Genomic DNA, 14,637 nt, shown 5'->3' with positions numbered 1-14,637 from the left:
CTGCTTGCAAGAATCACCGAGAGAAAGGCATATCCATGTCACGCGTAACAGTGCAGACCATCGATTCAGCTCCCGAGGAGTCCCGTGTCGAGTTGAAGGCCCTCGAGCAGAAGTTCGGCAAGGTGCTCAACATCCACGGCGCCATGGCGTCCTCGCCGGTAGTCCTGCAGTCCTACGTGGCCCTGCAGCAGGTCATCGGCGACTACGGCACCTTCGACGCCCGCACCCGTGAGGCGATCGCGCTCGCCGTCGCCAACGTGGACGAGTGCACCTACTGCCAATCGGCTCACACCATGGGCGCCAAGGCCGCCGGACTGACCGAGGCACAGACCGTCGCGGTCCGGAACGGACAGGTGGACTTCGACGACAAGCTCGCCGCACTCCTGCAGGTGGCCCGCGAGGCCACCGCGAACAAGGGCAACGTTGCGGACGGCACCTGGCAGTCAGCGCTCGACGCCGGCTGGACCAACGAGGAGCTCACCGAACTCTCCACCCATGTGGCCCTGAACCTGTTCACCAACTACTTCAACCACATGGTCGAGACGGACCTCGACATTCCGGCAGCGCCGGGACTGTAGGCCCCCACACCGGGGTGCGCGCCGGCGTCCGCGGCGTGCGCCCCTTTGCCTTTAATGCCGGCCCCCTCCTCAACGCGGCCACGTACCGGAGGGGTTTCGTCGGCTCGGCAGGGGGCGTAGAGTCGCGCACATGGCTGGCACACTGACACGACCCCGTAACGGCAAACTCATCGCTGGAGTCTGCGCGGCTCTGGCCACCGGTTTCGGCCTGCCCAAGTGGCTGGTCCGGATCGGATTCATCATCTTCGGCCTGGTAGGCATCGGGGAGCTGGTCTACATCATTCTGTGGATCGTGCTGCCCAAGGAGAGTTACTGACCTCTTCTGTTTTCAGGAGAGCAGGAACGGGGCTCCGTTCCACTGCCATAGCTGCGAGAGTTGCTCGCTCAGCGACATGGCGTACCATCGGCTCATGACCGCTGCAGACGGCCCTCGCGAAGCGCTGGCGCACCGGATCCGGGCCATTCTGAACTCCCAGCAGGACGTGCGGGAAATACGCATGTTCGGCGGGGTGTGTTTCATGGTGGACGGGCGGATGGCAGTGGCTGCCGGCCGGGACGGAGGCCTCCTGGTGCGTACCGATCCTAGCCGGTACGACGACCTCCTGACGCGTGGTGCAGAACCCGCGACTATGAGCAGGACACGGCCGATGGGCCGCGGCTGGATCACCGTGCCCGGGCCGCGGCTTGAAGGTGAGGAGGAGCTTGCGTGGTGGGTTTCGCTCGGGGTGGGAACCTAGACCGCGTTGCTCGAGGATTGTAGCTGTCAGCGGTCCAGACTGAATCAGCCGGTGTCCGTCGCACAACGACCGGCAGCACGTTAGATTGAAATCGGAAACGGATATTCGCAACATTCCGGAGGGAGTTCTTGCGATGGGTGCAGTAGCGGTTTTTCGCGCCGTCACCGCTGTGGAAGGGGCCGGAAGCAACGGCGCCTACATCCATGACCGTCGGGGCGGCGAACGTGAGGAACTGGCTGAGTCTCCTGGCCACCGGCTCTCACGGCATGAACTGGACCAGCTGTACAGCCTCACCATGCAGGCCGGGATAGCGGCCGGGACCGTGATTCTGAGCGGCCCTGCCCGTGAGGGCATCGTGCCGGCTGACGCCTACCGGCGCTTGGCGGCCGATCTCGAGGAAACCGGCTGTACCGTGATCGCGGACCTGGCGGGTGACCGGCTCACGGCAGCCGTGAACGGCGGCGTCGCGCTGGTCAAGGTTTCGCATGATGAACTCGTGGACAGCGGCCGGGCGGACTCCACCGGGCCCGACGACCTGATCCGCGCGATGCGCGGTCTCGTCGGAGAGGGAGCGGCAACGGTGATCGTGACGAGAGCGGACCTGCCCTCGCTCCTGCTGCTCGAAAACGAAGTGCATGAGGTGCACGCGCCGTCGCTGGAAACCGTAGATACCAGCGGGGCGGGTGACTCGCTTACGGCCGGAACGGCCGCGGCGCTGGCATCCGGTGAATCCTTGCTCGAGGCAGTCACCCAGGGCAGTGCTGCCGGGGCGCTGAACGTCACCCGGCACGGACTGGGCACAGGCGATGCCGATACCATCCGCCAGCTCATGGGGTTGGTCCGCATCGTTCCCTACAGGGGCGGTCATCAGCCGGAACGGGCCAGAGGAACAGCCGCTGACGAGCCGGCGAAAGGACTGCGTACAGAATGAACCGGCCCACCAGAATCCTTGTCACGAACGACGACGGCATCAGCTCACCGGGACTGCATGCCCTGGCTGCTGAACTCGCGGCCGGCGGACATGACGTTACGGTAGCTGCCCCCTCCGCTGAGTCGAGCGGCAGCAGCGCGTCCATCATCGCGGTGGAGGACGAGGGCCGGATTCACGTTGAGGAGCGGCCCATCGAAGGGCTCGACGGCGTCCGGGCTTTCGCAGTACCGGGAGCGCCGGGGTTCATTTCGATGATTGCGGCCCACGGCGCATTCGGTGATCCGCCGGACGTGGTGTTTTCCGGAGTAAACCGCGGCGCCAACGTGGGACGTGCCATTCTGCACTCCGGCACGGTCGGAGCGGCTCTGACCGCCGGCATCAACGGCGGCCGCGGCATGGCAGTCTCCCTCGACACGGGCCTGGATCCCGCGGAGCTGCACTGGAAGCACGCAGCCAGGATGGCTGCGGGGTTGCTTCCGGTGTTGCTGGATCATGAGCCGGGGACGGTCCTCAACCTGAATGTGCCGAACAGTGCCGGAACTGACCAGCCGGAGTACCGCGTAGCCACGCTTGCCGAATTCGGAATTGTGCAGACCACCATGGCTGAGCGCGGGCACCAGTACATCCGGTTGTCGGTGGAGGACACCGTCGGCGAGGCGGAGGAACACAGCGACTTCACGTTGCTCGCCGCGGGGTTCGCGCCCGTCACGGCGATCACCGCGGTCACGGAGTCGGCTGTCCCATTGCTTCAGGAGCGGCTGCGGAATCTGGTCCCCTGAAAGCCCGCCGGATAGGGTACGGATACGGGCATAATCGATCGCCCCGCCGTGACCTGGTCAGCCCGAAGAGCAGCAGCGGTGGTGCTCCCCGAGCTCACCTCCAGACCCTCGTCAGGCGCGGGTTAGCCCGCAATCTGATGAAGACAGAGGATGTTCCCCTCCGTGTCGGTGAACCAGGCCGCCTTATGCCCGTCGCTCTCTGCAACGTGATTGACGGTTTTCAGCCCGGGGAGGTCATAGTCCTCAAACCTGACCCCGTTGGATTCCAGCGCCCGCAATTCCGCTGCGATGTCCTCCACCTCGAAGCTGACTTCCGTATTGCCGGAGGGGCTACCTTCCGGTTTCAGCATGAGCTGGATCCCGTTGTGGCCGTCGTCGCTGAAGAGACACGTTCCCTCCTCCATGGAGCCCGCCAGGGTCAGGCCGAGGGACTTCTCGTAAAAACTTCGTGCACGGTCCATGTCTTTCACAGGCAGGATCGTCGTTACCTTGCTGGAGCTAAGCATGGTTCGACCTCTTTTTCATACTGATGGACCCTCACAGTTTAGACCTCGCCGGACGGGTTTGACCCGTCCATGCCGGTCAGCTCTGGACGTGGCCTGGCGGGGGATGGTGGTGGGGTAACAGCAAACACGAGTGTACCGGGGCACTCGTGCCGCTACCCGGCGTCGTCCAGGACCTCGCGGTAGTACCCGGTCAGCTGTTCGGTTGCCGCCCGCCACCCCCACCGCTCCGCCTCCCTACGCGCGTGCTGCGCCAGCTCCTCCCGTGACAGGCCGGAGAGCAGCTCGGCCACCAGGCCGGCGATCTGCTCAGGCCTATCCGGCGGAAACAGCCGCGCCGCCGGGTTTCCCTGAAGGAGTTCCCGGCCCGTGGGGGTGTCAGCGGCCACCACCGGAAGGCCGCTGGCGAGTGCCTCGAGGATCACCAGACCAAGTGTTTCGGTGGTCGACGGGAAGACGAAGACATCCGCCCCGGCATACGTCTCGGCCAGCGCTGAACCAGAGCGGGAGCCGGGGAAGCTGGTCGGCGTTCCGGCGAATTCTGCCTGCAGTCTGTCACGGTCGGGCCCATCACCCACCATGAGCAGCCGGACGCACCCCGACCGGGCCAGCGGTGCCAGCCGGTGCAGGCCCTTCTCGTCAGCCAGACGGCCCACATACAGCGCGGTGGGAAGCTCGTCCGGCGTCCTTTTCAAGGCCCGAGCGGGTTGGAAGAGGCTGAGATCGACGCCGCGCTGCCACACCTGCACCCGGTCGATACGGTGGGAGGCCAGTAGCTGAGCTGCGTACTCGGAAGTCACGAGGTTCAGGGCGGCCTGCCGGTGGAGCTGGGCGGTGACCCACCAGATCGCCGGGCGCAGCCAACCCAGGTGGTAGGAGCCGGCGTAGGCGGCAACGTCGGTGTGGAAGGAAGCGACGAGCGGCAGTCGCTGCAGCCGCGCGGCGAGCACCCCTGCAATGCCCAGCATCAGGGGGCTCACGACGTGGACCAGGTCCGGCCGGAAATCCTTCAGATACCGGTCGACGCGGGGCATCGGCAGCCCCCAGGGCTGGCCTCCGTAAATAAAGCGGAAGCGGAAGGAGGGCACCCGGCGCACGGTGAGGCCCGGCTGCCGGGGAGAGGCACCGTGGCCGCCGCCGACGTCGGGCGCTATGATCAGCACCTGGTGTCCCGCCGCCAGAAGACCGTCAACCGCCACGGACAGACGGGTGACCACGCCGTTGATCGACGGACGCCACACCTCGGTGACAAAAGCGATTCTCATCTTCATCGCCTGCCCTCCTGATCAGAGGACGACGGCGGGTGCAGGTCTGCGCCAGAGTGAGCGGGACGGAATTTTCTCCAGATCGCACCGCCCGGCGTAGCGCTGGGCGATCTCGGTAACCTCAGCGAGCAGGTGCCCGGCGAGAGTCAGCGGCTCCAGGCCAAGTGCCAACAGCCCGCTGTTCTCAACTATGAGGTCATTTTCGGCCGCTTCGTTGCGCGGATTGTCCAGATACTCGATCTGTGCCCCGGTCATTCCGGCAATCATGCGGGCCAGGTCGCGCAGGCGGTGCGTCTCCGTCATCTGGTTGAGGATCCGGACGCGCTCGCCCGTGGCAGGCGGAGACTCCAGAGCCAACTGGACGCACTGGACGGTGTTCTGCAGATGGATGAAAGCGCGTGTCTGTCCGCCGGTGCCGTGCACACTGAGGGGGTGGCCCACTGCCGCCTGCATGAGGAAACGGTTCAGGACGGTGCCATAGTCGCCGTCGTAATCGAATCGGTTGATCAGACGCGGGTCGCGGGCGGTCTCCACGGTCTGGGTACCCCAGACGATGCCCTGGTGCAGGTCGGTGATGCGGAGGTGGTCGTTCTTGTTGTAGAAGGCGAAGAGCAGCTGATCCTGGGATTTGGTCAGGTGGTAGATGCTGCCCGGATTTGTCGGGTAGAGGATTTCCTGATCCACGGTGCCGCCGTCGTCGGCGGTCATCGACACCGGCAGGTAGCCCTCCGGGATGCGCACGCCCGCTGTGCCATACCCGTAGACGCCCATGGTGCCCAGATGCACCAGGTGGGAGTCGAGCCCCAACTCCACAAGCGCGGCCAGAACATTGTGTGTGGCATTGATGTTGTTGTTGACGGTGTAGCGCTTGTGCCGGGCGGACCTCATGGAATAGGGGGCGGCGCGCTGTTCGGCGAAGTGAACGATAGCGTCCGGGCGGAGACTGTCCAACACCTGAAGCAACAGCTCGAAGTCGGCGGCAACATCGCACTGCACAAACCCGATGCTGCGGCCCGAGACGGCACGCCAGGCGTCCAGTCGCACCTGGATCGGTTCGATCGGGGTCAGTGACTGCGCACCGAGTTCGACGTCGATGCGACGGCGGGAGAGGTTGTCCAGAATGGTTACGTCATACCCCGCATTCGACAGGTGCAGGGCGGTTGGCCAGCCACAAAAGCCGTCACCGCCTAAAACCAGGATCCGCACCGCGTCAGGCTTCGTACGCGGGGGCGCCGATGGGGACAATGCGGTTGGGCTCGCGACCGAATCCTTCGATCACGAGGCGGTCGTCGTACGCCTGCACGGTGGCGTAGGAGTTGACCGTGGTGTCGAGCATGCCCTTGAAGGTGATGAAGTGGGTGCCGCCGGTGAAGCCGTAGTTGCCGGCGTGGTTGTGGCCGTTGAGCCAGGCCACCACGTTGTCGTAGGAGCTCACGAGGTCCACCAGTTCGGCGTCGTTGTACGCGTTGTGCTGGTCGAGGGGAAAGACCGGGTGATGTGAGTTGAGGACCACTTTCTCCCCCAATTTGTGCGCAGTCTCGAGGGTCTGCTCGATCCAGGCAAGCTGCTGAGGGCTCACGCCGCCGTTCCAGGTGTGCCCGTTCGGCTTGCCCGCGGCCTGCAGTTCGGCGCGCATCTGCCGGGCGAGTTCGTAGTTGGCTGAGCCTTCGGGGTTGCCGTAGGTACTGATGTCGTTGGTGTCCACCACGATGAACCGCCAGCCGTTGCGGCGGAAGTGATGGTAGGACGCCGGCATGTTCATCGCGGCCAGCACTTCCTCGCGGGGCATCTGGAAGTCGTGGTTGCCAAGCACATGGAACTTCGACATCCGCAGCTGCTCCCAGATCGGGGTGACGGCGTCGAAGCTCTCCGGAAACTCGTCGACAAAGTCACCGAGGTGCAGTGCGAACCGGAGGTCCTCCTGGTTAAGGGTGGTGACCGCCTCCTGCAGCTTTCCGATGGACTGCCGGTAGAGCCGGACGCCGCGGTCGGGCTTGTCGGCGTACTGGCAGTCGGCTATGACTCCGAAACGCAGCGGCGGTGCAGCGTTGCCCGGGTTGGCGGACGCGGCTGGTGCGCCGGCCACGGCGAAGGCAGCGGCCGCGCCGGCACTCAGTCCCAGAAAGCGGCGGCGGCTGGGGGAGTGAGGGGTCGACGGCGTGGGTTGGCTCGGCATAGTGGGCTCCAGTCTGGTGAGGGAAGGACCACCACGAGCCAAACAGCGCCGGGTAACGTCGCGGTAACAGGGCGCGGGCCGCTCCGTTAAGTCGGGCTGAAGTTCGTACGCGGGAATTGCATTGTGGTTCTTCAGGAACCCGGCTGGAAGACTGCGCTGACGGCATCAGCGCAGACGCTTCAGCCGTTCATTGGTATCGGGAAGAGAAAACGATTCGGGATCGACTCTCTCCCCAGGCCGAAGCCCGAGCCATTCGCGGATATCCGCGTGATCCTCAGCGCGCGGATCGTTGGCCGTCCGGACCATATTTGTCCAGCCCCATACGCCACCGCTGTCCTCCTCGGGACCTAAACCGCTGCCGTCGGTGCAGCGTGGAAGAGCGCCGGCCTCCTCCTTGTCCAGGATCTCCTCAAGGGTGATGTCGTGGATCCAGTCGTCTCCGAAATCGTAAACGTATGTCAGCTTCTCCTTTTTCTTCGACAACAGTTGCCCCACCTGAACCGAGGCTTCATCGATGGAGTTTTCCGGCTGCCGACCGTCCCAGCCCACCGGTTGAAAGGTGCCTCCCCGAGAGCGGTTGCCCGCACTGAAAAGATGCATATGGCTGTCTTCCCACCCGAAGGCCGCCTGCACAACGTTGTGCAGTTCGCCCAGCGCTGCGGATGCGGGCACCAGAACGCGCCGCCAGATCGGCGGTTCAGATTCCCGAAGCGTTATTTTCAGCTGATAGGTGCTGTTGGCGTCCGCCGGGCCACCGGGATGGCCGGGCGCTGTGGGCAGGAAGGTGAGCGATTCGTCGTCGTACTGTTCTTCATTATCGGCACGCACCCGCTCATCCACCGCCGCAATGCACTGCACGACGACGGGGCGAACCCTGTAGTAGCCGCCGGTCTCAAAAATTCCCAGCTCGGTCAAGGTATCCAGACGCTTGCGCGCGGATGCGGCGGCGATTCCGGCAAGGTAGTCCGGCATGCCGGCCGCCTCTAGAGCGAAACGGTCCAGCGCGTTTCTGGCCACCGGTTCCTCAGTGGTGCCCGCCAGGAGAGCCGCCACCTCCAGCAGGAACCCGGAGTTTTGCGCAACTTCTAGCCAACTGTTGCTGTCATCGAGATTGGCGATCAGGAATTCGGTAACGAAACCCCGGGACAGTTCAACCTTTTGTTCAGGGGTTCCGTTCAGCCACCTCTCCACGTCCGGTCCGGGGCGGACTGAGGTTGGCCCGAGAATCAACAAACCCATGCCGGTCAGGGTGCGCCAGATGACGTTGAGAATCGGAACTTCATGCATGGAGCGAACCTTCAGTCCCTCCTCCTGCACGGGTGCCTCGAAACCGGGCAATGGCTGCGGAACGCGTGGGGCGTTTTGTGCGCCGCGGGCGTTCACTCCGACACAGGCAGCTGCGGGCGCGATGTCCTTCAGCCTCAGGGCACCGGTGGCGGTCAGTTCCTTTCCACGGTCAATCCAGCGCAGTAACTCGGTGGTCCGCTGGATGAGGGGAAGTTCCGCGAAGCCGTTGGATTCCTCCTCCTCGGTCAGTTCCGGGACGTTTACGATGGCTAAACCGTCCGGTCCGGAAAGGAGACCGTGCACCTTCTCCAGTTCTTCGCCGGAGCCGGTCCATCGTCCGGTTTCGGCGAGGAAATCGACGTAAAGATGCCAAAGGTCGAGGAGCGCGAGCGCTTCATCCTCCAACTCCAGGGCTTCGACGACGGCGAGAATTTCATCGTGGGTGAATTCAGTGGCCGAGCACCCGCCGGTAACTTTGTATTCGGCGGTGAGGATCGCCTCCATGGCACGTAGCGATTGCATCGCTTCGGCAGCACTGCCTGCACCCTCGTCTTCGAACCAGTGGACGAATTCTGCCGCGAAAGAGTCGATGACCCGACTGGCGGAGGCCAGTGCGACCGGCGGCGCAGGCGCTTGGGGTACCGCGCTGAGGTGTCTGTCGCCGGTCGCTTTAATCCCTGTCGCTTTTCTCTTGGATCGCTTCGACTTTGGCATGCGGGAAACGCTACCTGCGCGGATGTATCGGGACAACACCGCTGGCCAGAGATGGTTGTGAATCAGTAGTGGTCGCGCGCCTGCAACACGACGATGTGCGTGTCAGTGACAAGGTAGACGAGGCGGTGCGCCTCATCGATTCTCCTGGACCAGGCACCCGACAGGATGTGCTTGAGAGGCTCAGGTTTGCCCGTACCGGTAAACGGGTCTCGCAGTACGTCCTGAATCAACAGGTTGATTCGCTTCAGGGTCTTCCTGTCCTGGCCCTGCCAGTAGATGTAGTCTTCCCACCCGTTCCGGTCGAATGCGAGTTGCCGGCTCACGCCTCATGCAGTTCGTGGGTTTCGAACTCTCCGCGCCGCGCGCGTTCCAGGGCTGCGAGCAGGCGCTGCGCGCCTTTGGTATGCCGCAAAAGGTAGGCCGTCTCAGTGATCGCGTCGTAGTCGTCCTTGGAGATGATGACGGCGTTGCCGTGCTTCGAAACAACTTCGACAGGAGTGTGGTCTTCGTTGACCTGCTGGATGAGTCCGAACAGGTTGCGCCGAGCGTCTGTTGCGGTGATTGCGGACATCGACATTCCTTCCGAGTGGTACATCAAAGCGTACCACTCGCTCGAATGAAGTGGGTGCCGCCGGTGAAGCCGTAGTTGCCGGCGTGGTTGTGGCCGTTGAGCCAGGCCACCACGTTGTCGTAGGAGCTCACGAGGTCCACCAGTTCGGCGTCGTTGTACGCGTTGTGCTGGTCGAGGGGAAAGACCGGGTGATGTGAGTTGAGGACCACTTTCTCCCCCAATTTGCGCGCAGTCTCGAGGGTCGCTCGATCCAGGCAAGCTGCTGAGCGCTCACGCCGCCGTTCCAGGTGTGCCCGTTCGGCTTACCCGCGGCCTGCAGTTACGGCGGCCTGGGGAGTTAAAGGTCGAGGGTGTGGGTTGGCTCGGCATGGTGGGCTCCAGTCTGGTGAGGGAAGGATCACCATGAGCCAAACAGCGCCGGGTAATGTTGAGGTAACCGAGCGCGAACCATGGCGTAAAGCGCGGTCGAAGTCCGCGTGAGCAGGCACTTCCATGCCGCAGTCCCGGGTCTTGGCTCAGGGCAGTCCGTTCACCGAACCGAGCCCGCACCTAGCCACAACGTAACCCCAGAGCACCAGCGCGTGCGGGCGGGTTCCCTTCCAGGTCATCGAGACGGAAGCGCCACTTCGTTCGGTGATCGTGGCGCTCCAGCGGCGCCGAAACAATCCGGGTTTACGCAGGCGGAGACTGCCGAGGTAGGGGTAGGGAATCCATCGCCCGCCGTGACGCTCCGCCAGCGCGGCAGCCCGACCGGAGCTGAGCCTCGCGCGCTGGAGATGCGGATTATCGCTCGGGTCCAGCGGACCGTGGGGGAGTGTCCCGGCGGGCAGGAGAAGAATGCCGTCCATGTTGACCCAAAGCTGGACCAGCCGGCCTTCGCAGCGGGCATGGCCGGTAACCAGCCGGGACTCGGCGTCGTCCTCGGTAGAAGAACGGGCACTCTCCGCGGTGGGTGCCGGCACGGGTGGCACGTGGACCTCCGCAGGCAGGATTCTTGCCTGCCCGGCCGGTGCACCGTCCTGGAGCCGCTCGTTCGCTGCCGAGACGGCCAGTACGACGGCGGCTCGCACCCCGTCGGCACACATCCGTGGCGCACTGACCACCAACACCTCGCGGTCGAGTTGGACAACAGACTGAACTCCCGCCTGCTCACCCAACAGATTCGCCACGTCGTCACGGTCGGGATGAACCAGCAGGGAGACTTCATCGTCCAGCTCCACCGTCCAATCGTGGCCGGGGACCTCGGGTTCGTCGTCGGCCTCGACGGAGATCCACTCAGCCAACTCGGCCGGCTGGACCGAAGCAAGCTCGTCGATGCGGGGCGCGAGAGGTTCGAGGCGGCCCACAGCGTCACTGGTGTGATGGGCACACGCGTGTCTTGTCCATCGATGGTGCACGTGAATTCCTCCCCCGAGCGTGAATGTCCTTCGGCAACAGCGAGTCTACGGCGCTGCCGTCGGCGCGGCACCGGCCGATCGCCAGAGGAGCCAACCCCGCCAGAGCTGCGCTGCGCCGAGGAGAAGAGCGGACAGTATCCGGACGCAGCGTCCGCGCACTCGTGCACATGCTGGTCCAGCGGATGAGTGAAGTCAAGGGTCAGTCCGCCGTCACCGTCAGCGGGGTTTCACCTGTCGTGCCGTCCGGGTACTGGCAGAGCGCCGTGTACTGGCCCTCAACGAGTTCGACGCCGGTGGCCTCCGGTTCCTCGTCCGCTGGAGGTACCTGCGGATCCTCCGACTGGAATACGGTTTGACCGGCCTCGTCGCGCAGTACCACTGTCGCCCCCGAGCTCTCGGTGATCACCGCGACTTCGTGCACTCCGGCCGCAACGTCCTCGCGGTTGAGGAGGCATCGCCCATCGTCGGGGCTGTTAGCTACGACCTCCAGGGGAGCTGTGCTGGGGTCGGGCGGCGGGTCCCCCATGGAGGACAAGAGCAGGAGCACAAGAAGGATGACGCCGAGCACTCCACCGAAGAGGATCAGGGCCGGGCGGCGTGCGCTCATGTACATCACTGTCCTCCGCGTGGGTCTTCGCGGCAAGGCGGATTGGCTTACGGAAGCCCGCTCCCGGGGTCAGCTGTTGATTTCCTCTTCGACGAGGCGGGCCAGCTTTTGTAGGAACCGGCAGTCTTTCTCCGAGAAGTCGTGTGGTTTCTGGTCAATGATGCACAGTGTGCCAACGGTCCACCCACGGGGTCCCCGTAGCGGGTGCCCGGCGTAGAAGCGTATGAACGGCTCCCCAAGCACGAGTGGGTTCTTCTGGAATCGTTCATCGGCGAGAGCATCGGTGATGATGAGTGGCCCGGCATTGCGGATCGTCGCGTGGCAGAAGGTAATTTCCCTGGGTAGATTCTGCTCAATCGGTCCAAGTACCGATTTCAGGAACATGCGCCGGTCATCGAGCAGTGCGATGATTGACGAGCTGACCTGGAAGTGGTCCTTTGCCTGCTGCGTGTACCGATCAAACCGGGATTCCGGTATGGAGTCCAGGAGACGGGTCCGGTCCAACGCGGCCAGGCGTTCACTTTCCTGCTCTTCGACGCTGAGGAGGAAAGCACCGGCTGCGCCGAGTGCACGCAGTGAATCCTCAGCGGAAACATCAGCGCCGCCTTCATCATCAGCCGGCACGCGGATTTGTACCGGTGTAAGCTCGAGCAGCTCATTTGTGGCATCGGCCAGCAGATTCCGCTCAAGGGGCGGCAATGACAGGAGGCCTGACAGGTAGGACTGGACCTCGAAGGCCGAGATTGCCCCGCCGAGCCCGTAATAGCGAACCCACAGGTCCTCGATGCTCAGCTCCGCCTCGGACAGGGCAAGCGTCGTCGTCTTGACCTGCACTTGCTCGTTCAACGCACCTCCAGGGCAATCGGACCAATGGTCTGGCAGCGCCGCGCACCAGGGAGCAGCGTGTCCAGGTGATAAGTCAGCTTATCATTTCAGCCTAGGCCATTTTCTTTCGAGCCGCTTCCGGAGGCCAGTAATGCGGAGCGCTTCGCACCCGCAATTACGACGACGTCACCATCGACTTGACGAGTGACCTCGGTCACGGCTACAGTTTTCCGAGCAGGCGATGCAGCCTGAAGGATTGTTACTCTGACACGAGGCAAGACCTGAGACACACGGTGACGTGTGGCTCGGGTCTTTTTTTGTGCCCGGAGGACGGAACAGACAGAAAGGACTGCCATGGCTTCCGTAAGTTACCGGTCATTGGCCGCCGATATCCTCGAAAAGGTAGGCGGCGAAGAAAACATTATGGGGGCCACCCACTGCGCCACCCGGCTTCGTCTGAAGCTGCGGGACGAATCGAAGGCAGACACCGCCGCCGTCGAGAATTTGCCCGGAGTCCTCACCGTCATGCAGGCGGGTGGGCAGTACCAGGTGGTCATCGGCAACGAGGTGCCCACCGTCTTCGCGGAACTCGGCAAGATCAGCCGGTTCGGTAAGGATGACACGAACGAGGAAGCGCCGGCCCAGGGCAACCTCTTCAACCGCTTCATCGACGTGGTCTCCTCGATCTTCTCCCCGATTCTCTGGCCGCTGGCCGGTGCCGGCCTGTTCAAGGCTTTCCTCAGTATGGCAACCACCTTCGGCTGGGTTGATGCCACCAACCAGACGTACGTCATTCTGTCTGCGGCAGCAGACGCGCTGTTCTATTTCCTGCCGCTGTTCCTTGCAATCACCGCTGCACGCAGGTTCAAGACGAACCAGTTCACCTCGATGGCGATCGCCGGCACGCTGGTCTACCCCAGCATCGTCGCGCTCGGTACAGCGGGCGAACCCGTGGCTTTCGCGGGCATCCCGCTGGTGATGATGAACTACACCAGTTCAGTCATTCCGATAATCGTCGCGGTCTGGCTGCAGGGCTACCTCGAGCGTTTCCTGTTGAAGGTGCTTCCCGCCGCCATCCGGAACTTCATGACTCCCCTGCTGAGCATCGTACTCATGGTTCCGCTCACCCTCCTCACCGTCGGTCCTCTCACAACCTTCGCCTCCCAGGGAATCTCAGGCGGTATCACGGCGATCTTCACCTTCGCACCCTGGCTGGCCGGCGCCATCATGGGAGGTCTCTGGCAGGTCTTTGTGCTCTTCGGTCTGCACTGGGGATTCGTGCCGATTATGGCCAATGAGCTGGCCACTGGCGGGCAGTCCCTCCTGATGGCGCCCCTGGTTCCCGCCGTGCTGGCCCAGGCTGCGGCCATGCTCGCGGTTGCTCTGCGCAGCCGCAGCGCCAAGCGCCGGGAAGTCGCCGCACCCGCAGCTCTTTCAGGTTTCCTTGCCGGTGTCACCGAGCCCGGCATCTACGGTGTGAACCTCCCGCTGAAGAAGCCGTTCTACTTCGGCATTGCCGCCGGCGCCATCGGTGGAGCTGTCGCAGCGATCGGCGGTAGTGCGTCAAACGCTTTTGTCTTCCCGTCCCTGCTGTCCCTGCCAGCATTCGCCTCCGTGGGCAGTTTTGCCTTGCTCCTGACCGGTACGGGCCTGGCTGTCGCCATTGCCTTCACACTCACCTTCCTGTTCGGTCCGCGCGAACAGGCCGACGCCGCCGCAATCCCGTCGGTGAATGATCCGGTCCCGGCTCCGGATGCCGAGCCGTCCGTTGGACAGACTGCCGGTGTCACCGCGCGGAACATCCAGGTCCTGGCTCCCGTGAGCGGTGCAGCGGTGGCGCTCTCCGACGTGCCGGACAGGGTCTTCTCCTCCGGCGCGATGGGTGCCGGCATGGGAATCATTCCTGAGGACGGCAAGATCTACGCCCCAGTTTCCGGCATCATCCAGGCAGCGATGAAGACCGGTCACGCCTATGGCATCAAATCCGACGACGGCGTCGAGGTGCTGGTGCACATCGGCATTGACACCGTCCAGATGAAGGGCGAAGGCTTCGAGTCCGCAGTGATCCGCGGTCAGCGGGTAGAAGCGGGAGACCTGCTGGCGACCATCGATCGCGGAAAGATTGAGGCGGCAGGGTATGACTCCACCACGATCATGGTGGTCACCAACACCAAGGAACTGACCGCCGTCCTACCGTCGGCCGAAGGCCGCCTCGCGCACGGCGTGCCCGCACTCGACGTCGAACTCTGAATTCCAAGCGAGAGGAC

17 protein-coding genes are annotated in these 14,637 nt (G+C 63.8%); 6 read left to right on the top strand and 11 right to left on the bottom strand.

Annotated features, from left to right (window positions below):
* Positions 1-35: 35 nt before the first annotated feature.
* The 5 genes from BLS52_RS15875 to surE all read left to right on the top strand — a co-directional run bounded on the left by BLS52_RS15875 (position 36) and on the right by surE (position 3,025).
* Entirely contained in the window at positions 36-578 is a 543-nt protein-coding gene (locus BLS52_RS15875) for a carboxymuconolactone decarboxylase family protein (RefSeq protein ID WP_090588016.1), read from the top strand.
* A 130-nt stretch (positions 579-708) separates the two neighbouring features.
* On the top strand, positions 709-894 hold the full coding sequence (locus tag BLS52_RS15870) for a PspC domain-containing protein (protein ID WP_026545234.1): 186 nt from the start codon (positions 709-711) through the stop codon (positions 892-894).
* 94 nt (positions 895-988) lie between these two features.
* Positions 989-1,315 carry a TfoX/Sxy family protein gene (locus BLS52_RS15865; protein ID WP_175460204.1) on the top strand — a complete coding sequence of 109 codons (327 nt, stop codon included), beginning with the start codon at positions 989-991 and terminating at the stop codon, positions 1,313-1,315.
* A 133-nt stretch (positions 1,316-1,448) separates the two neighbouring features.
* The gene (locus tag BLS52_RS15860) at positions 1,449-2,246 is read left to right on the top strand and encodes a PfkB family carbohydrate kinase (protein ID WP_090588013.1); all 798 of its coding nucleotides are present in this window, start codon (positions 1,449-1,451) and stop codon (positions 2,244-2,246) included.
* Positions 2,243-3,025 (top strand): 5'/3'-nucleotidase SurE, encoded by a 783-nt coding sequence (gene surE / locus BLS52_RS15855; protein ID WP_090588012.1) that lies wholly within the window; start codon positions 2,243-2,245, stop codon positions 3,023-3,025. Before BLS52_RS15860 ends, surE begins: the two co-directional genes overlap by 4 nt.
* Before the next feature lie 122 nt (positions 3,026-3,147).
* On the opposite strand, the gene BLS52_RS15850 is transcribed toward surE, so the two are convergent.
* From BLS52_RS15850 to BLS52_RS15800, 11 genes are all read right to left on the bottom strand, one after another.
* The gene (locus BLS52_RS15850) at positions 3,148-3,531 is read right to left on the bottom strand and encodes a VOC family protein (protein WP_090588010.1); all 384 of its coding nucleotides are present in this window, start codon (positions 3,529-3,531) and stop codon (positions 3,148-3,150) included.
* Between the two features lie 152 nt (positions 3,532-3,683).
* Positions 3,684-4,793 carry a glycosyltransferase family 4 protein gene (locus tag BLS52_RS15845; RefSeq protein ID WP_090588035.1) on the bottom strand — a complete coding sequence of 370 codons (1,110 nt, stop codon included), beginning with the start codon at positions 4,791-4,793 and terminating at the stop codon, positions 3,684-3,686.
* Positions 4,794-4,814: 21 nt separating this feature from the next.
* Positions 4,815-5,999: an NAD-dependent epimerase/dehydratase family protein gene (locus BLS52_RS15840; RefSeq protein ID WP_090588008.1), complete on the bottom strand. Its 1,185-nt coding sequence runs from the start codon at positions 5,997-5,999 to the stop codon at positions 4,815-4,817.
* 4 nt (positions 6,000-6,003) lie between these two features.
* Complete coding sequence (locus BLS52_RS15835; RefSeq protein ID WP_090588007.1) at positions 6,004-6,969, bottom strand: metallophosphoesterase; 966 nt, start codon at positions 6,967-6,969, stop codon at positions 6,004-6,006.
* 165 nt (positions 6,970-7,134) lie between these two features.
* Complete coding sequence (locus BLS52_RS15830; protein WP_090588005.1) at positions 7,135-8,970, bottom strand: plasmid pRiA4b ORF-3 family protein; 1,836 nt, start codon at positions 8,968-8,970, stop codon at positions 7,135-7,137.
* A gap of 62 nt (positions 8,971-9,032) precedes the next feature.
* Complete coding sequence (locus BLS52_RS15825; RefSeq protein WP_090588004.1) at positions 9,033-9,293, bottom strand: Txe/YoeB family addiction module toxin; 261 nt, start codon at positions 9,291-9,293, stop codon at positions 9,033-9,035.
* Entirely contained in the window at positions 9,290-9,541 is a 252-nt protein-coding gene (locus BLS52_RS15820) for a type II toxin-antitoxin system Phd/YefM family antitoxin (protein ID WP_090588003.1), read from the bottom strand. The genes BLS52_RS15825 and BLS52_RS15820 overlap by 4 nt, the downstream gene beginning before the upstream one ends.
* A 23-nt stretch (positions 9,542-9,564) precedes the next feature.
* Positions 9,565-9,762 carry a metallophosphoesterase family protein gene (locus BLS52_RS15815; RefSeq protein WP_139186295.1) on the bottom strand — a complete coding sequence of 66 codons (198 nt, stop codon included), beginning with the start codon at positions 9,760-9,762 and terminating at the stop codon, positions 9,565-9,567.
* 294 nt (positions 9,763-10,056) lie between these two features.
* A complete protein-coding gene (locus BLS52_RS15810) occupies positions 10,057-10,887 on the bottom strand; it encodes a hypothetical protein (RefSeq protein WP_090588000.1) in 831 nt (276 codons plus the stop codon).
* 250 nt (positions 10,888-11,137) lie between these two features.
* A complete protein-coding gene (locus BLS52_RS15805; RefSeq protein ID WP_139186294.1) occupies positions 11,138-11,545 on the bottom strand; it encodes a hypothetical protein in 408 nt (135 codons plus the stop codon).
* A 69-nt stretch (positions 11,546-11,614) separates the two neighbouring features.
* Positions 11,615-12,391, bottom strand: coding sequence for a GAF domain-containing protein (locus tag BLS52_RS15800; protein WP_175460203.1), 777 nt, complete (start codon positions 12,389-12,391; stop codon positions 11,615-11,617).
* A gap of 333 nt (positions 12,392-12,724) precedes the next feature.
* Here BLS52_RS15800 and BLS52_RS15795 point away from each other — a divergent pair, with 333 nt between their 5' ends.
* Positions 12,725-14,620 carry a beta-glucoside-specific PTS transporter subunit IIABC gene (locus BLS52_RS15795; protein WP_090587996.1) on the top strand — a complete coding sequence of 632 codons (1,896 nt, stop codon included), beginning with the start codon at positions 12,725-12,727 and terminating at the stop codon, positions 14,618-14,620.
* The last annotated feature ends 17 nt before the right edge of the window (positions 14,621-14,637 follow it).

Origin of the sequence: Arthrobacter subterraneus, assembly GCF_900099735.1 — a bacterium.
Classification (GTDB): Bacteria; Actinomycetota; Actinomycetes; order Actinomycetales; family Micrococcaceae; genus Arthrobacter_D; species Arthrobacter_D subterraneus.
This window is presented reverse-complemented; position numbering and strand designations above follow the sequence as displayed.